The 19,009-nt window shown below is 65.4% G+C and carries 14 protein-coding genes; 6 read left to right on the forward strand and 8 right to left on the reverse strand.

Going from position 1 to position 19,009, the window contains the following annotated elements:
* Window positions 1-40 precede the first annotated feature (40 nt).
* From carB to ACEN2S_RS01495, 3 genes are all read left to right on the forward strand, one after another.
* The gene (carB, locus tag ACEN2S_RS01485; RefSeq protein ID WP_441861401.1) at window positions 41-3,373 is read left to right on the forward strand and encodes a carbamoyl-phosphate synthase large subunit; all 3,333 of its coding nucleotides are present in this window, start codon (window positions 41-43) and stop codon (window positions 3,371-3,373) included.
* A gap of 321 nt (window positions 3,374-3,694) precedes the next feature.
* The gene (locus ACEN2S_RS01490) at window positions 3,695-4,771 is read left to right on the forward strand and encodes an NAD(P)/FAD-dependent oxidoreductase (protein ID WP_441861404.1); all 1,077 of its coding nucleotides are present in this window, start codon (window positions 3,695-3,697) and stop codon (window positions 4,769-4,771) included.
* 117 nt (window positions 4,772-4,888) lie between these two features.
* Entirely contained in the window at window positions 4,889-5,449 is a 561-nt protein-coding gene (locus tag ACEN2S_RS01495) for an EF-hand domain-containing protein (protein ID WP_441861407.1), read from the forward strand.
* A 65-nt stretch (window positions 5,450-5,514) separates the two neighbouring features.
* Here ACEN2S_RS01495 and ACEN2S_RS01500 read toward each other — a convergent pair whose 3' ends face one another.
* The 3 genes from ACEN2S_RS01500 to ACEN2S_RS01510 form a co-directional block, all read right to left on the reverse strand.
* Window positions 5,515-8,010 (reverse strand): GcvT family protein, encoded by a 2,496-nt coding sequence (locus tag ACEN2S_RS01500; RefSeq protein WP_441861410.1) that lies wholly within the window; start codon window positions 8,008-8,010, stop codon window positions 5,515-5,517.
* 254 nt (window positions 8,011-8,264) lie between these two features.
* Window positions 8,265-8,786, reverse strand: a complete 522-nt coding sequence (locus tag ACEN2S_RS01505; protein ID WP_441861413.1) for a pyridoxamine 5'-phosphate oxidase family protein — start codon at window positions 8,784-8,786, stop codon at window positions 8,265-8,267.
* Window positions 8,787-8,909: 123 nt separating this feature from the next.
* Window positions 8,910-9,896, reverse strand: coding sequence for a 2-hydroxyacid dehydrogenase (locus ACEN2S_RS01510; RefSeq protein ID WP_441861416.1), 987 nt, complete (start codon window positions 9,894-9,896; stop codon window positions 8,910-8,912).
* A 393-nt stretch (window positions 9,897-10,289) separates the two neighbouring features.
* On the opposite strand from ACEN2S_RS01510, the gene ACEN2S_RS01515 reads away from it, so the two are divergent.
* Together ACEN2S_RS01515 and ACEN2S_RS01520 are read left to right on the forward strand one after the other, a co-directional pair.
* Window positions 10,290-10,772, forward strand: coding sequence for an SH3 domain-containing protein (locus ACEN2S_RS01515; protein ID WP_441861834.1), 483 nt, complete (start codon window positions 10,290-10,292; stop codon window positions 10,770-10,772).
* A gap of 142 nt (window positions 10,773-10,914) precedes the next feature.
* Window positions 10,915-11,790 carry a cation diffusion facilitator family transporter gene (locus ACEN2S_RS01520; protein ID WP_441861419.1) on the forward strand — a complete coding sequence of 292 codons (876 nt, stop codon included), beginning with the start codon at window positions 10,915-10,917 and terminating at the stop codon, window positions 11,788-11,790.
* A gap of 182 nt (window positions 11,791-11,972) precedes the next feature.
* Here ACEN2S_RS01520 and ACEN2S_RS01525 read toward each other — a convergent pair whose 3' ends face one another.
* From ACEN2S_RS01525 to ACEN2S_RS01545, 5 genes are all read right to left on the reverse strand, one after another.
* On the reverse strand, window positions 11,973-13,991 hold the full coding sequence (locus tag ACEN2S_RS01525; RefSeq protein ID WP_441861422.1) for a M3 family metallopeptidase: 2,019 nt from the start codon (window positions 13,989-13,991) through the stop codon (window positions 11,973-11,975).
* Window positions 13,992-14,084: 93 nt separating this feature from the next.
* The gene (locus tag ACEN2S_RS01530) at window positions 14,085-15,131 is read right to left on the reverse strand and encodes a HesA/MoeB/ThiF family protein (RefSeq protein WP_441861425.1); all 1,047 of its coding nucleotides are present in this window, start codon (window positions 15,129-15,131) and stop codon (window positions 14,085-14,087) included.
* Between the two features lie 3 nt (window positions 15,132-15,134).
* Window positions 15,135-15,602, reverse strand: a complete 468-nt coding sequence (dut, locus tag ACEN2S_RS01535; protein WP_441861428.1) for a dUTP diphosphatase — start codon at window positions 15,600-15,602, stop codon at window positions 15,135-15,137.
* Window positions 15,603-15,669: 67 nt separating this feature from the next.
* Complete coding sequence (gene coaBC, locus ACEN2S_RS01540; protein ID WP_441861431.1) at window positions 15,670-16,869, reverse strand: bifunctional phosphopantothenoylcysteine decarboxylase/phosphopantothenate--cysteine ligase CoaBC; 1,200 nt, start codon at window positions 16,867-16,869, stop codon at window positions 15,670-15,672.
* 155 nt (window positions 16,870-17,024) lie between these two features.
* On the reverse strand, window positions 17,025-17,903 hold the full coding sequence (locus ACEN2S_RS01545; protein ID WP_441861434.1) for an RNA polymerase factor sigma-32: 879 nt from the start codon (window positions 17,901-17,903) through the stop codon (window positions 17,025-17,027).
* A gap of 206 nt (window positions 17,904-18,109) precedes the next feature.
* Between ACEN2S_RS01545 and ACEN2S_RS01550 the strand changes: the two genes are divergently transcribed.
* Window positions 18,110-18,985 carry a glutathione S-transferase N-terminal domain-containing protein gene (locus ACEN2S_RS01550; RefSeq protein WP_441861437.1) on the forward strand — a complete coding sequence of 292 codons (876 nt, stop codon included), beginning with the start codon at window positions 18,110-18,112 and terminating at the stop codon, window positions 18,983-18,985.
* Window positions 18,986-19,009: the final 24 nt, after the last annotated feature.

The raw sequence follows: 19,009 nt of genomic DNA on the forward strand, positions 1-19,009 counted from the left end.
CACCAATTTGCGCAGCCGCCATGCCGAAAAAGGAAATACCATGCCGAAGAGAAACGACATCAAATCCATTCTCATTATCGGTGCGGGTCCCATCGTCATCGGACAGGCCTGCGAGTTCGACTATTCCGGCGCTCAGGCCTGCAAGGCCCTGCGCGAGGAAGGCTACCGGGTCATTCTGGTCAACTCGAACCCCGCCACCATCATGACCGATCCGGGTCTGGCCGATGCCACCTATATCGAGCCGATCACCCCCGAAGTCGTCGCCAAGATCATCGAGAAAGAGCGCCCCGATGCGCTGTTGCCGACGATGGGCGGGCAAACTGGCCTGAACACCTCGCTGGCGCTTGCCGATATGGGCGTGCTGGAGAAATTCGGCGTCGAGATGATCGGTGCCAAGCGCGAAGCCATTGAAATGGCCGAAGATCGCAAACTCTTCCGCGAGGCGATGGACCGTCTCGGGATCGAGAACCCCAAGGCCACGATCATCGCCGCGCCGAAATTGCCGAACGGCAAATACGACATCAACGCCGGTGTTGCCGAGGCGCTGGCGGCCATCGAATATGTCGGTCTGCCCGCGATCATCCGCCCCGCCTTTACCCTCGGCGGCACCGGCGGCGGCGTCGCCTATAACCGCGATGATTATGAGCGGATCTGCCGCTCCGGCCTCGATGCCTCGCCGATGGCGCAGATCCTGGTCGATGAATCGCTGCTGGGCTGGAAAGAATACGAGATGGAAGTGGTCCGCGACAAAGCGGATAATGCCATCATCGTCTGCGCCATCGAGAACATCGACCCGATGGGCGTGCACACGGGCGATTCGATCACCGTTGCCCCGGCGCTGACCCTGACCGATAAAGAATATCAGATCATGCGCAACGGCTCGATCGCCGTGCTGCGCGAGATCGGGGTGGAGACCGGCGGCTCGAACGTGCAATGGGCGATCAACCCGAAAGACGGCCGCATGGTCGTGATCGAGATGAACCCGCGGGTGTCGCGCTCCTCGGCGCTGGCCTCCAAGGCCACCGGCTTCCCGATTGCCAAGATCGCCGCGAAACTCGCCATCGGCTACACGCTGGACGAGCTGGACAACGACATCACCAAGGTGACCCCGGCCAGCTTTGAGCCGACCATCGATTATGTCGTGACCAAGATCCCGCGCTTTGCCTTTGAGAAATTCGCAGGCTCCAAGGCCGAGCTGACCACCGCGATGAAATCGGTCGGCGAAGCGATGGCGATTGGCCGCACCTTCCACGAATCGGTGCAAAAGGCGCTGGCGAGCCTCGAAACCGGCCTTTCGGGCTTTGACGAGATCGCCATCGAAGGCGCGCCGGAAAAATCGGCGGTGATCAAGGCCATCTCGACCCAGACCCCCGACCGTCTGCGGCTGATCGCGCAGGCGATGCGCCATGGGCTGAGCGATGACGAGATCATCGCCGCCACCTCTTTTGATCCCTGGTTCCTGGCCCGCATCCGCGAAATCATCGAGGTTGAGGCCGAAGTGCGCGCCGAAGGGCTGCCGGTGACCGAAAAGGGCCTGCGCAAGCTGAAGATGATGGGCTTTACCGATGCCCGTCTGGCCAAGCTGACCGGCCGCGAAGAGGCGCAGGTGCGCCGCGCCCGCCGCAATCTGGGCGTCACCGCCGTCTTCAAACGCATCGACACCTGCGCCGCCGAGTTCGAGGCGCAGACCCCCTATATGTATTCCACCTACGAATCCCCCGCGATGGGCGATGTGGAATGCGAAGCCCGCCCCTCGGACCGCAAGAAAGTGGTCATTCTGGGCGGCGGTCCGAACCGGATCGGCCAAGGGATCGAGTTCGACTATTGCTGCTGCCACGCCTGTTTCGCGCTGACCGATGCCGGCTATGAAACCATCATGGTCAACTGCAACCCCGAGACGGTCTCGACCGATTATGACACCTCGGACCGGTTGTATTTTGAGCCGCTGACGCTGGAACATGTGCTGGAAATCCTGCGGGTTGAGCAGGAAAACGGCACCCTGCACGGCGTGATCGTGCAGTTCGGCGGCCAGACGCCGCTGAAACTGGCCAATGCGCTGGAGGAAGAGGGTATCCCGATCCTCGGCACCACGCCGGACGCCATCGACCTTGCCGAAGACCGCGAGCGGTTCCAGCAGCTGCTGATGAAGCTCGACCTGAAGCAACCGGTCAACGGCATTGCCTCCTCGGATGCGCAGGCGCTGGAAATCGCCGAACGTGTGGGCTTCCCGCTGGTGATCCGCCCGTCTTACGTGCTGGGCGGCCGCGCGATGGAAATCGTGCGCGACATGGATCAGCTGCGCCGCTACATCACCAGCGCCGTCACCGTCTCGGGCGACAGCCCGGTGCTGCTCGACAGCTATCTGTCGAATGCGATCGAGGTGGATGTCGACGCGCTCTCCGACGGCAAGACCGTGCATGTCGCGGGCATCATGCAGCATATCGAGGAAGCGGGCGTCCATTCGGGCGATTCCGCCTGCTCGCTGCCGCCCTATTCGCTCAGCGCCGAGATCATCGCCGAGCTGAAGGTGCAGACCGAGAAGATGGCGCTTGCCCTCGGCGTGGTCGGCCTGATGAACGTGCAATTCGCGATCAAGGATGGCGTGATCTATGTGCTCGAAGTGAACCCGCGCGCCAGCCGCACGGTGCCCTTCGTCGCCAAGGCCACCGACTCGGCGATTGCCTCCATCGCGGCGCGTCTGATGGCGGGCGAGCCGATGGCAAACTTCCCGATGCGCGCGCCCTATCCGGCGGATGTGCGGCCCGAGACCGTGCTGCCCTTTGCCGATCCGCTGACCCTCGCCGATCCGAACACCCCCTGGTATTCGGTGAAAGAGGCGGTGCTGCCCTTCGCCCGCTTCCCGGGCGTTGACACGCTGCTGGGCCCTGAAATGCGCTCAACCGGCGAAGTCATGGGCTGGGACCGCAACTTCCCGCGCGCCTTCCTCAAGGCGCAGCTGGGTGCGGGCACCGTGTTGCCGGAAGAGGGCCGTGTCTTCCTCTCGGTCAAGGATATGGACAAGACGGATGAGCTGGCCGCCGCCGCGCGCGATCTCATCGGCATGGGCTTTACCCTCGTCGCCACCCGCGGCACCGAGGGCTGGCTGAAAGAGAACGGCATCGCCGCCGAAGTGGTGAACAAGGTCTATGAGGGCCGCCCGAACATCGTGGACCGGCTGAAAAACAGCGATATCTCGCTGGTGCTGAACACGACCGAAGGCGCGCAGGCCGTCTCGGACAGCCGCGACATCCGCGCCGTGGCGCTCTATGACAAGATCCCGTATTTCACCACGGCAGCCGCCTCCATCGCCGCTGTGGCCGCGATGAAATCGCGCACCGAGGGCGAAATGGACGTGCGCCCGCTGCAGGACTGAGCAGCGCCGCCGGGTTCGTGAGATGATAAAGGGGCGCCACGGGCGCCCCTTTGCAATCAGATGAAGGGGATCAGCGGAATCCCGTTGCCGCAGGCCGACAAAGCCAGACAAGCGGCAAGAAACAAAGCAATACGCATCAGAGGTTCCAATCAGATTGAGGACAACGGGAGCTTCGTGGTGGTCCACGCTACCATAGCAACGCGCCAGCCCGGCAGTTAGTTTCCCCCGGTCGCCCTGCCCCGCCGCGCAAGCAACGAATTCTGTTAAGCCTGCACTGCAACGCCTCTTTTCTTGGCATCTGGCCCGTGCCACTGTCACCGCATGGCACAAGATTACATCATCATTGGCGGCGGTATCGCCGGCGTTTCCCTCGCGGCGCGGCTCGCGCCCCGGGGGTCGGTCACGCTTCTGGAATCAGAGGCTCATCTGGCACATCACGCTTCGGGCCGCTCGGCCGCGCTCTATGAGCCGCATTACGGCCTGCCGCCGGTGGTGGCGCTGTCGCTTGCCTCGGGTGACGATTTCCGGGCCAACCCGAACCTGCTGAGCCCGCGCGGGATGATGATCGTGGCGGGCCCCGGCGAAGACGCCGCTTTCGAGGCGGACAGCGCCGTGATGGACCTGCACGAGATCCGTTTTGCCGAGGCGCTCACGCGTGTGCCCGTCCTCAACCCCGAGACGGTGACGCGGGTGGCGGTGGCCGATCACGCCTGGGACATCGACACCGATCTCTTGATCCAGACCTACGCCCGCGAGGCGCGGCTGCACGGGGCCCGCATCCTGACCCATGCGCCCGTCACCGCCATCCGCCGCACCGACAGCGGCTGGTCGGTCACCACGCCGCTGGGCGAGGTCGAGGGCACGGTGCTGATCAATGCCGCCGGGGCCTGGGCAGATCCGGTCGCGGCGCTGGCGGGCGTCACCCCGCTGGGCATCACGCCGCTCCGCCGTTCGATGGCGCGGATCCCCGCGCCGGGGGGCCATGACATCAGCCGCTGGCCGATGATCTTTGGCGCCGGTGAGGCCTGGTATTGCAAACCCGATGCCGGGGCGCTGATCGTCTCCCCCGCCGAGGAAGACCCCTGCGAGGCGCATGACGCCTGGGCCGATGACATGGTGCTGGCCGAGGGCCTCGCGCGCTATGAAGAGCGGGTGACCGAGCCGGTGACCCGGATGATCGCCAATTGGGCGGGGCTGCGCAGCTTTGCCCCCGACCGGGTGCCGGTGATCGGCTTCGACAGCCGCGAACCAGCGTTCTTCTGGCTGGCGGGACAGGGCGGCTATGGCTTTCAGACCGCCCCGGCCGCAAGCCGGTTGGCGGCCGATCTGCTGAGCGGTGCCGCGCCCGCGGTGGATGCTGCCGTTGTGGCGGCCCTATCACCCACGCGGTTTGGCTGAAAATCCGCGTGTTTTGAGCCTCTTGCGCAGGCCCGGCGTTTTTTGAGATTTCCACCGCCGGAAATCTGAGGCCGCTCCGTATTATATTCACAAAACGATATATGACAGGAACGACCGATGAAAACCATCTTGCTCAGCACGGCGCTGATGTCCCTCTTGGGCCTCGGGGCGGCCGTTGCGCAAACCGGGGCGCCGGGGGCGCAATTCGTGACGCAATGGGACGCGGACGGCGATGGTCAGGTGACCCTGGCCGAAGCAACCGCCCGGCGCGGCGATATTTTCGTGATGTTTGATGCCGATGACAACGGCACCTTCTCGGCGGACGAATTGGCCGCCATCGACGCGCATCACGCGGCGGAGGCCGAGAATGGCCATGGGCCGATGGCGGGGATGCCCGACGGGATGCGCGCCGGAAGGCCGGGTGACATGACTGCAGGTCACGGGCCGATGGACGGCATGGGCAAGGGGTTCGGAAAAGGCCGGGGCGAAGGTCAGGGGCCGCAGGGCAATCCGGGCGGCACGCAGGGCGCTGGCGCCATGCTCGCCGGTCTCGACAGCGATCGTGACCGGCTGATTTCCAAGACGGAATTCGTTGCGGGCACCGCGGACTGGTTCGCCCGGATGGACCGCAACAGCGACGGGGTGATCACCGCCGCCGATTTCGGCCCGGGCAGGTAACCCGGACGGGCCAAACGCAAAAGGGCGGGGTTTCCCCCGCCCTTTTCGAGTCACTTTGTTCCGCTTCAGCCGTCGACGCGGATCCGCGCGTTGGTCGGATCGAACGGGCTGTCTTCGGTGACCACCGCGTCATAAAGCTCGCGGAACATCCGCACCTGCAGTTTGGTCCCCACTTCGGCCAGATCCGGGCGCACATAGCCCATGCCGATCTGCTTGCCAAAGCCCACCGACCAGCCGCCCGAGGTCAGACGCCCGATTTTCTCGCCGTTCAGCACCAGCGCCTCTTTGCCCCAGGGATCGGCATCCGCCGGACCGTCGATCAGCAAGGTCACGCATTTCGCACGGATCCCGGTGTCGAGCATCGCCTGCTTGCCTTGGAAGTCCTTTTCCAGATCGACGAAGCGGTCGAGACCAGCCTCGAGCGGCGTCGCATCGCGGCCGAGCTCGGTGCCGAAGGCGCGGTAGGATTTCTCCTGACGCAGCCAGTTTTGCGCGCGGCCGCCAACCAGCTTCATCCCGTGCTTTTCGCCCGCTTCCATCAACAGATCAAAGAGGTAGTTCTGCATCTCGATCGGGTGGTGCAGCTCCCAGCCCAGCTCGCCGGTATAGGCCACACGGATGGCGCGGACCGGGCACATGCCCAGCTCGATGTTGCGCATCGAGAGCCAGGGGAAGCGCTTGTTGCCCAGCACGGTTTCCGGATCGGCATCCTTGACGATCTCTTTCAGGATCGCGCGGGCATTCGGTCCGGCGATGGCGAAGACGCCCCATTGGGTGGTGATGTCGTGGATGTCGATATGGCCGAATTCCGGTGCCTTATCCTCGGCGCATTTCAGCAGGTAATCCTGATCATAGGCCGTCCAGGCCCCCGCCGAAATGATGTAGTATTCATTCTCGGCCAGCCGCACGATGGTATATTCGGTGCGGGTGGTGCCGGTCGGGGTCAGCGCATAGGTCAGGTTGATGCGGCCCACCTTCGGCAGTTTGTTGGTGGTGAACCAATCGAGGAAGGCGGTCGCGCCCGGGCCGCGCACGAGGTGCTTGGTGAAGGCGGTGGCGTCGATCAGACCGGCGGTGTTGCGCACGGCTTCGGCTTCGGCCACCGCATAGGGCACCCAGGCGCCACGGCGGAAGCTGCGGCTGTTGTGGTCGAAATCGGCGGGCGCATCGACCGGGCCGTAGTAGTTCGGGCGGTCCCAGCCGTTGATCTGGCCAAATTGCGCGCCGCGCGCCTTCTGGCGGTCATAGGCGGGGCTGGTGCGCAGGGCGCGGGCCGCTTCGCGCTCTTCATCCGGGTGGTGCAGAATGAAGACATGCTCATAGCATTCCTCGTTCTTGCGCACCGCATATTCGGTGGTCATCCAGTTGCCATAGCGCTTGGGATCAAGGCTCGACATGTCGATCTCGGCCTCGCCCTCAACCATCATCTGCGCGAGGTAATAGCCGGTGCCGCCCGCGGCGGTGATCCCGAAAGAGAAGCCCTCGGCCAGCCACATGTTGCGCAGACCCGGCGCCGGACCCACCAGCGGGTTGCCGTCGGGCGTGTAGCAGATCGGGCCGTTGAAATCGTCCTTCAGACCCACGGTTTCCGACGAGGGCAGGCGATGGATCATCGACATATATTCCTCTTCGATCCGCTCCAGATCGAGCGGGAAGAGGTCGGCGCGGAAGGTTTCCGGCACGTCATAAAGGAAGCGGGCCGGGGCGCCGCGCTCATAGGGCCCGAGAATCCAGCCGCCACGCTCTTCGCGGACATACCATTTGGCATCGGCGTCGCGCAGCACCGGATGTTCGGGGTTGTTCTTGCGGTATTCGACCAGCATCGGATCCGGCTCGGTCACGATGAACTGGTGTTCGACCGGGATCGCCGGGATCTTGATGCCCAACAGGCGAGCGGTGCGCTGCGCATGGTTGCCGGTGCAGGTCACCACATGCTCGGCGCGGATCTCGACCAGCTCGCCCGAGCCGACGAGGTTGCCGCCCTTTTCGACCATTTTCTCCAGCGTCACGATCCATTCGGAGCCGGTCCATTTATAGCCGTTCACCTGCAGGCGGCGGACGATGTCGACGCCGCGCTGACGGGCACCCTTGGCCATCGCCTGCGTCACATCGGCGGGGTTGATGTAGCCATCCTGCGGGTGGAACAAGGCGCCGCGCAGATCTTCGGTGTTCAAGAGCGGCCAGCGCTCTTTCATCTGCGCGGGCGTCAGGAATTCGTGATAGACATCCGCAGTTTCGGCCACGCTCGAATAGAGCATGTATTCGTCCATCCGCTCTTGCGTCTGCGCCATGCGCAGGTTGCCGACGACGGCAAAGCCCGCGTTCAGCCCGGTTTCCGCTTCGAGCGATTTGTAGAAATCGACCGAATATTTGTGAATATGCGTGGTGGCATAGCCCATGTTGAACAGCGGCAAGAGGCCCGCCGCGTGCCAGGTCGAGCCCGAGGTCAGCTCGTCCCGCTCGATCAGCATGGTTTCCCACCCGGCCTTCGCCAGATGATAGGCAACACCGCAACCGACGGCACCACCGCCAACGACCAAAGCTTTCACGTGGGTTTTCATGGGCGACTCCTTGCCTGACGCGTGGGTCCTATCTGCCAGACGCCAGCCCATTCGGCACACCCGACCCGACATTTTCCAGAAGAAAGCGACATCCGGCAATATTCGCCGGAACGCAGCGGCATGAAACAGCACGACAGCGACAAGGCCCACGCCTTGCCGCTGTCCTATCCGGTTTGTGAATCGCCCAATTCGCGGGCAGCCCCAATTCGCGGGCAGCTCACCGCCCGCGCCGTTATTGCCGCAGCCGCAGCCGGTCAGGCAGCCGCGTCGAGCGTGCGGAAATCAATCGTGCGATGCGCGCCGATCTCGGGCCGGTCCTCGGCTCCCAGAAGCGCCTTCGCCATCTCCCAGCCCACCGAAACCGCATTATCATCCGAGGCCCAGACCTCGGCATCATGCAACATCAGCCGCAGGAGGCAGACCTTGGGATCCTCGCGCCCCTTGTCGAACCAGACCGCCGCGAAGGGCGACCAGATCTTATTCAGACGCTGCTCATCCTCGATCTGCTCCAGCGGGCCTTTGAAACAGGCGTGAAAGTCCTGCTCCTTGCCAACGAGGCAATAATGCGCCGTCGCCCCCAGCCCGACGTCGCGGATCAGATCCGTGTCGCGCGAGGCAATGAAATAGAGCGCCCCCTCTTCGCGGTCGAGATGGTGCGTCATCGGCTGCATGTGGTGATGCGCGCCCTCCACGCCCAGCATGCCCACCCGGACGGCATCGAGCTGGTCGAAAGCGGTTTTGATCGGGTCCAAAATGAGTTTGTCAGCGGTAGACATCGTATCCTCCTGTGCAGCCGTGCTGTGAAAGCAGTCACCACAGGAACGACAAGGGCGGCCCCGGGGTTCCCCGACGCCGCCCGGCAAAAGGTCACAGCACGGTGAGGCCCGCGCCGCCTGCGGTTACAGCAGCCCCGGCACCACCAGATCCGGCGGCCGGTGGCCATCGGCAAAGGTCTTGATGTTGATCAGCACCTTCTCGCCCATCTCGATCCGCCCCTCGACGGTGGCCGAGCCCATATGCGGCAACAGCACGACATTGGGCAGCTCGCGCAGGCGCGGGTTGATCTCATGCCCATGCTCGAACACATCCAGCCCCGCCCCGGCCAGCTCGCCCGCCCGCAGGCCGCGCGTCAGCGCATTCTCGTCAATCACCTCACCGCGCGAGGTGTTCACGATGACGCTCGTGGGTTTCATCAGCTTGAGCCGCCGCGCGTTCAGCAGATGAAAGGTTGAGGGGGTGTGCGGGCAATTGACCGACAGCACATCCATCCGGCTGACCATCTGATCGAGGCTGTCCCAATAGGTCGCCTCCAGCTCTTCCTCGATCTCGGGGCGCAGGCGTTTGCGGTTGTGGTAATGCACCTGCATGCCAAAGGCGCGGGCACGCCGCGCCACCGCCTGCCCGATCCGCCCCATCCCGAGGATGCCCAGACGCCGCCCGCCGACACGTCCGCCCAGAAAGGCGGTGGGCGACCAGCCCTGCCATTCGCCCGCCTGCATCACCGCCATCCCCTCCGGAATCCGGCGGGTGACGGCAAGAATCAGCGCCATCGTCATATCGGCGGTGTCATCGGTGACCACGCCGGGGGTGTTCGAGACCAGAACCCCGCGCTGGCGCGCCGAGCTGACGTCGATATGGTCCACGCCCGCACCGTAATTGGCGATGAGCTTCAGCTTTTCCCCAGCCTGCGCCAGCATGTTGGCGTCAATCGGGTCGGTAACGCAGGGCACCAATACATCAGCGCGCTGCATGGCGGCGGCCAACTCGTCGCGGGTCATGCGGGTGTCGGTCTCCCGCAGCTCAACATCGAATAATTCGGACATCCGGGTCTCGACGACCTCGGGCAACCGTCGCGTCACGACAACACTCAGACGTGGTGCGGGCATCTCGCGGCCTCCTCTCTTCCCTGAAGCGGTTCCTTTTGGCAAAGTGGCCTGCAACGGGGCGAGGTACAAGGCCCGACACATGAGATGAGACACCCGAAATCCGTTTCGGGGCATGGACAGGAACCGCACCCGCCCAAAGACATCTGTCCGCGGCGGTGCAAGGGTCAGAGCAGGAACGATCAGGTGCAGGGCAAAGACACGGAATCAGCGGTCGTCAAACTCAGACGCATCGCCGCGGGGGGCGCATTGCTTCTGCTCATGGGCTATGGGCTGACCGCGCTCAGCCCGATTGCCGCGCAAGAATCGCCGCCGCCGCCAGCCCCGCGCAATGCGCCCGCCACGGGGCCGCTGACCGGCGCCGAGGCCGCGGAACTCGGCCTGCCCGATGACAGCATGCTGGGCGAAGACCTGCCCAGCGAGGATGACAATGCCGCCGCCCTGCGCTCGGGCAAGGGGCCGGTCACCAACCTGCCGCTGCCGCGATTCGTCTCGCTCAAAGGCTCCGAGGGCAATGCGCGGCGCGGCCCCTCGCTGTCGCATCGCATCGACTGGGTGTTTCGCCACCCCGGCATGCCGCTGCGCATCACCGCCGAATTTGGCCATTGGCGCCGCGTCGAAGACCGCGATGGCGCGGGCGGCTGGGTGCATTATTCCCTGCTTTCGGGGGTTCGCACGGTGATCATTCAGGACGATATGACCGAGTTGCGCGCCCGCCCGGATGAAAAATCCGGCGTGAAGGCCCTGGCCGAGGCGGGCGCCATCGCCAAGCTTGGCGATTGCCTGCGCGACTGGTGCGAAGTTTCGGCCGACAGCGAAGAAGGCTGGGTGCCCAAGGCCAAGCTGTGGGGGGTTGATCCCGACGAGCTGCGCGACTAAGTCGCCCCTCCGGCCCTTACGGGCGACAGCCTGAGATTGTCAGCTTCGTCACCGCGACCACCTTGTGTGGCTGCGTCGGCCTGTGGCATCGCCGGGTTTTATGATATCAGGTCCCCACGGGCGGCCAGCGCGGGAGCGTCAGATGCACGAGCAGATGAAACTGAACCTGATGGCGGGGATCGCCTCCGTCTGTGTGGCCACAATCCTCGTCGGGCTGAAACTCTGGGCGCTGCATCAGACCGGCTCGCTGTCCATCGCAGCATCCCTGGCCGACAGTGCACTGGATTTTCTGGTCTCCTGCGGCGGCCTGCTGGCGATCTACTACGCAGCCCGCCCGGCGGATGAAGACCATGCCTTCGGTCATACCTCGGCCGAGGATCTGGCGGCCCTCGCGCAATCCCTGTTCATCACCGGCGCGGCGATCGCCGTCGGCTGGCAGGCGGTGGACCGGCTGCTTCAGGACGGGCCTGCCCCGCTCGCCGATGAGGCCACGGGCATTCAGGTCATGGTGATCTCGATTGTCCTGACGCTGGCACTGGTCGTCTGGCAGCGCTATGTCGCGGCACGCACCGGCAACAAGGTGGTGGCGGCGGACAGCCTGCATTATGTGGGTGACCTGCTGCCGTCGATGGGGGCGATTGTCGCCCTCTGGGCCTCCACCCGCTTCGGCATTGGCCGCATCGATTCGATGGTGGCCTTGGTGGCCGCCGCGATCATGGCACTCGGCGCCTGGAAGATCGGCAAAGGCGCCTGGGACGCGCTGATGGACCGCGCCGCCGACCCCGAAGTGATCGACGGCATCGCCGACCTCGCCCGCAACTGGCCCGGCGTGCATGGCTATCATGACCTCAAGACCCGCATGGCGGGCAGCCGGATCTTTGTGAACCTGCATATTGAGCTCGATGGCACCCAGACCCTGCGCGAGGCGCATGACATCGGCGCGGCGCTCCGGCGCAAGATCCTGACCACCTATCCGCAGACCGATGTGATCATCCACAAGGATGTGGCGCGCGACTGAGGCAGCCCGGCCGGTCTCGCCTTGCCGCGCAGGAACGCTCCGCGGGGGATATTTTCAATCAGGCAAAGTCAAGGCGCTGGGATATGTCAAAAGGGGAAGGCGCAACCCTCCCCCATTGCTTCGTCTGAAATATCCCCGCCGGAGGCATCCTCGCTCAGCAGGCGCGACCCGCCTGGAACCGCTCAGGCCGCGTCCAGCAGCCCACGCCCCTTCAGCAAAGCCTCCACCCCCGGCATCCGACCCCGGAAGGCGGTGTAGAGCTCTTCAGCCGGGCGCGACCCACCCGCCGAGAGGATGAACTCCTCCAGCCGCGCGGCGGTTGCCGGGTCGAACGGATTGCCCGCCTCTTCAAAGGCCGCGAAAGCATCGGCATCCATCACCTCGGACCACATGTAGCTGTAATAGCCCGCGGAATAGCCGTCGCCCGAGAAGATATGCGCGAAATGCGGCGTGGCATGGCGCATGGTGATCGCCTGCGGCATCCCCAGATCATCAAGCACCCGCGCCTGCATCGCCATCGGATCGGCCGGCGCCGCCCCGGCATGGAAAGCCAGATCGACAAGAGCGGAGGCGACATATTCCACCGTGGCAAAGCCCTGATCATAGGTGGAGGCCGCCAAAAGCCGCGCCTGCAAATCGGCGGGCATCGGCGCGCCGGTTTCCACATGCCGGGCGTGTTTGGCCAGCACCTCGGGCACCTCCAGCCAATGCTCGTAAAGCTGGCTCGGCAGTTCCACAAAGTCCCGTGCGACCGAGGTACCAGAGATGAACTGATAGGTCACATCCGACAGCATCTGATGCAGGGCATGGCCGAATTCATGGAACAGGGTCCGCGCATCATCCCAGCCCAAGAGCGCCGGATCGCCCTTGGCAAAGTTGCAGACATTCACCACCACCGGCGCCGTCGCCCCGCCCAGCTTTTTCTGGCTACGGAAGGCCGAACACCAGGCGCCCGAGCGCTTGGAGGCGCGGGCGAAATAATCGCCGAGGAATACCGCCACATGCTGCCCGTTGCGGGTGACCTCCCAGACCCGGACATCCGGGTGATAGGCCACCACGTCCAGCGGTTTGAACTCCAGCCCAAACAGCCTGGTGGCGCAGTCGAACATCGCCCCCAGCATCGCCTCGAGCGAGAGATAGGGTTTCAGCGCCGCCTCATCGAGGTCATGCTCGGCCAGCCGCCGCTTTTCGGAATAATAGCGCCAGTCCCAGGGCTCGAGATCACCATTCACCCCGTCCTCATGCATCATCCGGGTCAGGATCGCCGCATCCGCCTCGGCCCGCGCCTTGGCCGGAGCCCAGACCCGCATCAGCAATTCGCGCACCCGGTCGGGGGTGCCCGCCATTTCGGGTTCCAGCTTGTAGGCGGCAAAGCTCGGATAGCCCAAAAGCTGCGCCCGCTCCTGCCGCAGCTTCAAAATCTCGGTGGCCACGCCGCGGTTGTCGGTCTCGCCGCCATTCGCCCCGCGCGCGACCCAGGCCGCATAGGCCCGTGCCCGCAGATCACGGCGCGGCGAGAATTGCAGGAAGGGCACGATCAGCGAGCGGTTCAGCGTCAGCACATGGCCCGGCTGCCCGCGCTCTTCCGCGGCGGCCTTGGCGCCTGCCACCACGAAATCCGGCAGGCCCTCAAGATCCGCGGCCTCCAGCGGCATGAACCAGCCGCGTTCATCGGCCAGCACATTTTGGCTGAACTGCGTCGAGAGCACCGCCAGCTGCGATTTCACCGCCGACATCCGCGCGCGGTCCGGCCCCGCCAGCGCCGCCCCCGCCCGCACGAACATCTGCCGGTAGAGTTTCAGGACCCGCGCCTGTTCCGGGGTCAGCCCCAGCGTGTCGCGCATGCGCCAGAGGGTCTCAACCCGCTCAAACAGCGCGGCATTCATGATGATTTCAGAGGAGAACGCCGACAACTTCGGCGCCAGATCGCGCTGCAATGCCTCACGCGCGGGGGTGCTGTCCGCGCCCGCGAGATTGTAAAACACCCCCGAGACCCGGTCGAGCAGCGCCTCCGCTCCCTCCATCGCCTCGATCGTATTGGCGAAGGTCGGTGCGGCCGGGTCCTCGGCAATCGCCGCCACCGCCGCCCGCGCGACACTCAGGCCTGCGTCAAAGGCGGGGGCGAAATCCGCATCGGTGATCTCGGCAAAGGGCGGCAGAGCAAAGGGGCCGGTCCAGTCGGTCAAAAGCGCATTGGTCATCAGGGGTCTCCTTTGGCCCGAATCTATGCCCCCGCTTCAGCAAGTGCCAGAGCCGAGCGGCCCCGCGCGCCAATTATACGCAGCCCGCCGCCCTCAGTTGGCGTGACCCGTCCCGCACACCGCGCAATCCTCGCGGCGTTTCAGCCCGATCTGCCGCGTCTCGCCCCAGAGCGCATCATAGATCATCAGCCGCCCGCGCAACGTCTCGCCCGCGCCGGTGATCAGCTTGATCGCCTCGAGCGCCATCATGGAACCGATCACCCCCGGCAAAGCGCCGACCACCCCCGCCTCTGCGCAGGGCGGGGCAAGGCCGGGGGCCGGATCCTCGGGGAAAAGACAGTGGTAGCAGGGCGCGCCATGCGCCGGATCAAACAGCGACAGCTGCCCCTCCCATTGCGCAATCGCGCCGGAAATCAGCGGCTTTTTCGCCGCGACGCAGGCCGCATTGATCATCCGCCGGGTGGCGAAATTATCGCAGCCATCCAGCACCACGTCATACTCGGCAAAGAGCGCCGCCGCATCCTCGGCTGTCAGCCGCCGGTTGTAGGGGCGCACCTCGATGAAGGGATTGAGCGCTTTCATCTGCGCCTCGGCCGAGAAGACCTTGGGCATGTCAATGCGGGCATCGGTGTGGATCACCTGCCGCTGCAGGTTGGAATTGGAGACGATGTCATCATCCACCACGCCAATCCGCCCTACCCCCGCCGCCGCGAGATACAAGAGCGCGGGCGCGCCAAGCCCCCCGGCACCCACCACCAGCACTTTGGCATTCTTCAGTTTTTTCTGCCCCGGCCCGCCGATTTCGCGCAAAACGATATGGCGGGCGTAGCGGTCAAGCTCGGTCGCCGAAAAACTGCCGGGCCGCGCCGGTGCAGCCTCCGCCACAGGCCGCGCCCGTGCATGCAGCCGCTTCAACCCCGCGCGATACCCCGCCACCAGCACCGCCACCACACCCAGCCCGATCCAGCCCGCCCGGCTGCCGCCCAGCGCCACCGCCAGAGGATGCCCGACCGGCAGCGCCAGATGCACCAGCACCACCGCCAGCCAGAGCCCCGCCACCATCGCGCCAATCCCGCGCCGGGGCAGTTTCAGCGCCCAGCCAAAGCCCACCAGCACGACAAGGACCCAGATCACCAGCATCCGTCAGCCCCGCCCGGTCGAGCCGAAGCCGCCCTGCCCCCGCGCGGTCGCGTCCAGATCCGCGACCAGCGTGAACCCCGCCTGCACCACGGGCGCGATCACCAGCTGCGCGATCCGCTCGCCATGCACGACGCAAAACGGCTCGGCACCATAGTTGATCAACAAGACCCCCAGCGGCCCCCGGTAATCGCTGTCGATGGTGCCGGGCGTGTTGGGCAGGCTGATCCCATGCTTCAGCGCGAGGCCAGAGCGGGGCCGTATCTGCATCTCAAACCCGTCAGGGATCGCCACGCGCAGCCCGGTCGGCACGATCACCCGTGCCATCGGCGCCAGCACCAGCCCCGAAGCGCGATCCTCGGGCCGCAGATTGGCGCGGATATCCGCCCCCGCCGCCCCTTGGGTCTCATAGGCGGGCAGCGCCACCGTCGCATCCGCCCAATCTTCGCGCAAAACCTTCAGGATCGGACGCATCGCTTCCCCTTTGCCTGATCTCAAATATCCCCGCCGGAGGCTTCTAAACCCGCCACCCGTAGCCCGTTCAGCCGTTCAGCGCCGCCGCAATCCGCGCCGCCAATTGCCGCGCCACGGCATCCTTGCCCATGCGCGGCCAGCTTTCGGCCCCGGCCCCGGTGATCAGCGTGACCGCATTCTCCGCCCCGCCCATGATCCCGGTCGCCGGGCTCACGTCATTCGCCACGATCCAGTCACAGCCCTTGCGGGCACGTTTCGCCGTTGCATGCTCCACGACCGTCTCAGTCTCGGCGGCAAAACCCACCACCAGCGCGGGCCGCCCGGTGGTCATCCGCGACACCCCCGCCAGAATGTCGGGGTTTTCGCCGAATTCCAGCGCAGGCGCGCGGCCTGAGCCATCTTTTTTCAGCTTTTGCGCCCCGGCGTTCAGCACCTGCCAATCGGCCACCGCCGCCGCAAAAACCGCCGCATCCGCAGGCAGTGCCGCCGTTACGGCCGCCTGCATCTCGCGCGCGGTCTCAACCCGGATCACCTCCACCCCCGCGGGCGGCGGCACCGAGGCCGGACCGGTCACGAAACTCACCCGCGCGCCGAGATCGCGCAAAGCCGCGGCCAGTGCCGTACCCTGCGCCCCGGACGAGCGGTTGGCAATGTAGCGCACCGGATCAATCGGTTCATGCGTCGGCCCTGAGGTGACCAGCACATGTTTGCCCGCCAAAGGCCCGGCGCCCAGTGCCGCGCCAATTGCGGCCAGAATCTCCGGCACTTCCGCCATCCGGCCCGGCCCGAACTCGCCACAGGCCATGACGCCATCGCCCGGCCCCACCGTCAGCACGCCGTCGCCCCGCAGGGTCGCCAGATTGCGCTGCGTCGCCGGATGCGTCCACATCCGCACATTCATTGCAGGCGCCAGCAGCACCCGCTTGTCCGTGGCCAAGAGCAGCGTCGAGGCCAGATCATTCGCCTGCCCCCCCGCCATTTTCGCCATCAGATCCGCCGTCGCGGGCACCACCACCAAAAGGTCCGCCGCGCGCGACAGCTGGATATGGCCCATCTCGGCCTCATCCGTCAGATCAAAAAGATCGCGGTAAACCTTGGTCCCCGCCAAAGCCGAGACCGAGAGCGGTGTCACGAATTCCTCCGCCGCGCGGGTCATCACCGGCACCACCTCCGCGCCCGCATCCCGCGCGCGGCGGATCAGATCCAGCGCCTTATAGGCCGCGATGCCGCCGCCGATGATCAGAAGGATTTTCTTGCCTGTCAGCATCTTTGCCTCCCCGGTTGCCCGCATCATTAGGCGCAGGCCGGGGGCAGGGCAAGCCAAAGGGGGCGCAGGCGCAACCCCACCCCCGGTCAAAGCCGGTATCGGGCATCCGCCGGCGCGGCGCATTGATGCGTCAAAGCGGCCCGACCGCCGATGCCTCACATCAAAAGCTGCAGCACTTCCGGGTTTTCCGTCTCCAACCGGCGGCGCATCTTGCCAAAGGCCTGCGCCTCCAGCTGCCGCACCCGCTCTTTCGACAGGCCCAGCTCGGCTCCGAGGCTTTCCAGCGTGCGCGGGTCGTCACGCAACTTGCGCTCGGTCACGATGTGCCGTTCGCGCGCAGACAGGCCCGCTAAAGCCCTCTCCAGCCAGAGATGCAACAGCGCGCTGTCGTGCGCCTCGGCCACCCGCTCTTCGGTCAGCGGGCCGTCATCCTCCAGCGCCTCGATCCATTCGCGCCCCTCTGCATCCGCGCCCTGCGTGGCGTTCAGCGAGTAGTCCGAGCCCGCCAGCCGCCCCTCCATCAGCTCGACATCCGCCAGCGGCACGCCAACCTCGGTGGCGATGCGGGCGCGCAGCTGATGCCCGTCCAGATGCTCGCCCAAAGCCGAAGCCTCGCGCTCGATCTGCGCCTGCACCCGCCGCATGTTGAAAAACAACGCCTTTTGCGACGAGGTCGAGCCGGTGCGCACCATCGACCAGTTGCGCATGACGAAATCCTGAATGCTCGCCTTGATCCACCAGACGGCATAGGTCGAAAACCGCACGCCCCGGTCGGGGTCGAACTTGTCGGCGGCCTTCATCAGGCCCAGCCCCGCCTCCTGAATCAGATCGTTCATTGGCGCGCCGTAGCGGCGGAATTTCGAGGCCATCGAAATCGCCAGCCGCATATAGGCCGTCACCAGCCGGTGAAGCGCCGCCTCATCGCGGTGATCGCGCCAGGCGCGCGCCAGAGCTATCTCAGTTTCGGCATCCAGCAATTCGGCCCGCATCGCGCGCCGGGGCAGGGTGTCGTCGGTCATACCGTCCAGAGCCATCGTGCCCTCCCAGGGTATTGCCTGCACGCCGCAGGCCCGTCAGCCGCATTCTGCGCTTCCATCGTGACACATACGCAGCAGCCTGTCTTTTGGTTCACGCAAAAGTGCAGTTTTCATCAAAAATCGCGATGGTTCTGCCCACAACTGTGCATTCGCCACGCGATGCCGCCCGCGCTAAGCTGCGCAAAACACACCAAGGAGTCAGCATGGACTATCACCTCGCCATCGGAGACCGCAGCTATTCCAGTTGGTCCCTTCGCGGCTGGCTTTTGTTCGACCATCCGGCGATTCCGGTGAAAACTCATCTGGCACGGCTCTATGCCCCGGATTTCGCGCAGGTGCTGGCCGATTTCGCCCCCGCGCGGCTGGTCCCGGCACTGCGGCTGCCCTCGGGCCGGGTGGTGGGCGAGACGCTGGCGATTGCCGAGACCCTGGCCGAGCGACACCCCGAAGCAGGGCTTTGGCCGCAGGATCCGGAGGCCCGCGCGCAGGCCCGCTACATGGTGTCGGAAATGCACGCTGGTTTCAGCGCCCTGCGCAGCCATTGCGCGATGAACCTGAAACTCAGTTACGCGGACTGCGCCCCGACCGAGGCGGTGCTGGCCGATGTGGCGCGGATCGATCAGATCTGGCAGGCAGCGCGGGCCGAATTTGGCGCGGCAGGCCCCTGGCTCTTTGGCAGCTGGACCATCGCCGATGCCTTCTTTGCGCCAGTGGCGGCAAGGATCGCCGGACATGCGCTCGCCGTCAGTGCGGTCTCGGAGGCCTATGTCGCCACCACCCTCGCCGATCCCTCCTTCCGCCGCTGGCGGGCGATGGGCTGGGCCGAGCATGTGGATCAGGCGGCCTATGCCCGCCCCTGGCCGCAGCGCCCCTGGCCCGGCCCGGCCCCCATCTCGGCACGGGTCAGCGCGGGCCCCTCGGTCAATGCCCTTTGCCCCTATTCCGGCAAACCGGTGACCGATTTCTTTGAGATGCAAGGCCGCGTCTGGGGCTTTTGCAACCCGTTCTGCCGTGACAAGACCATGGCCGACCCCGAGGTCTGGCCCGCCTTCATGGCGATGGTGGCCGAAAAAGCGTGATTGCCGAAAATCCATGCTACCGTT

It is taken from the genome of Phaeovulum sp. W22_SRMD_FR3 (genome assembly GCF_052113705.1).
Classification (GTDB): domain Bacteria; phylum Pseudomonadota; class Alphaproteobacteria; order Rhodobacterales; family Rhodobacteraceae; genus JBGQOG01.

Bases quoted from the DNA above. Each gene is read 5' to 3' on its own strand.
- ACEN2S_RS01515 (WP_441861834.1), top strand. From the start codon at position 10,290: ATGCTGGGCGAAGACCTGCCCAGCGAGGATGACAATGCCGCCGCCCTG.
- ACEN2S_RS01505 (WP_441861413.1), bottom strand. From the start codon at position 8,786: ATGTCTACCGCTGACAAACTCATTTTGGACCCGATCAAAACCGCTTTC.
- ACEN2S_RS01545 (WP_441861434.1), bottom strand. From the start codon at position 17,903: ATGGCTCTGGACGGTATGACCGACGACACCCTGCCCCGGCGCGCGATG.
- coaBC (WP_441861431.1), bottom strand. From the start codon at position 16,869: ATGCTGACAGGCAAGAAAATCCTTCTGATCATCGGCGGCGGCATCGCG.
- ACEN2S_RS01495 (WP_441861407.1), top strand. From the start codon at position 4,889: ATGAAAACCATCTTGCTCAGCACGGCGCTGATGTCCCTCTTGGGCCTC.
- ACEN2S_RS01510 (WP_441861416.1), bottom strand. From the start codon at position 9,896: ATGCCCGCACCACGTCTGAGTGTTGTCGTGACGCGACGGTTGCCCGAG.
- dut (WP_441861428.1), bottom strand. From the start codon at position 15,602: ATGCGTCCGATCCTGAAGGTTTTGCGCGAAGATTGGGCGGATGCGACG.
- ACEN2S_RS01530 (WP_441861425.1), bottom strand. From the start codon at position 15,131: ATGCTGGTGATCTGGGTCCTTGTCGTGCTGGTGGGCTTTGGCTGGGCG.
- ACEN2S_RS01520 (WP_441861419.1), top strand. From the start codon at position 10,915: ATGCACGAGCAGATGAAACTGAACCTGATGGCGGGGATCGCCTCCGTC.
- ACEN2S_RS01500 (WP_441861410.1), bottom strand. From the start codon at position 8,010: ATGAAAACCCACGTGAAAGCTTTGGTCGTTGGCGGTGGTGCCGTCGGT.
- ACEN2S_RS01490 (WP_441861404.1), top strand. From the start codon at position 3,695: ATGGCACAAGATTACATCATCATTGGCGGCGGTATCGCCGGCGTTTCC.
- ACEN2S_RS01550 (WP_441861437.1), top strand. From the start codon at position 18,110: ATGGACTATCACCTCGCCATCGGAGACCGCAGCTATTCCAGTTGGTCC.
- carB (WP_441861401.1), top strand. From the start codon at position 41: ATGCCGAAGAGAAACGACATCAAATCCATTCTCATTATCGGTGCGGGT.
- ACEN2S_RS01525 (WP_441861422.1), bottom strand. From the start codon at position 13,991: ATGACCAATGCGCTTTTGACCGACTGGACCGGCCCCTTTGCTCTGCCG.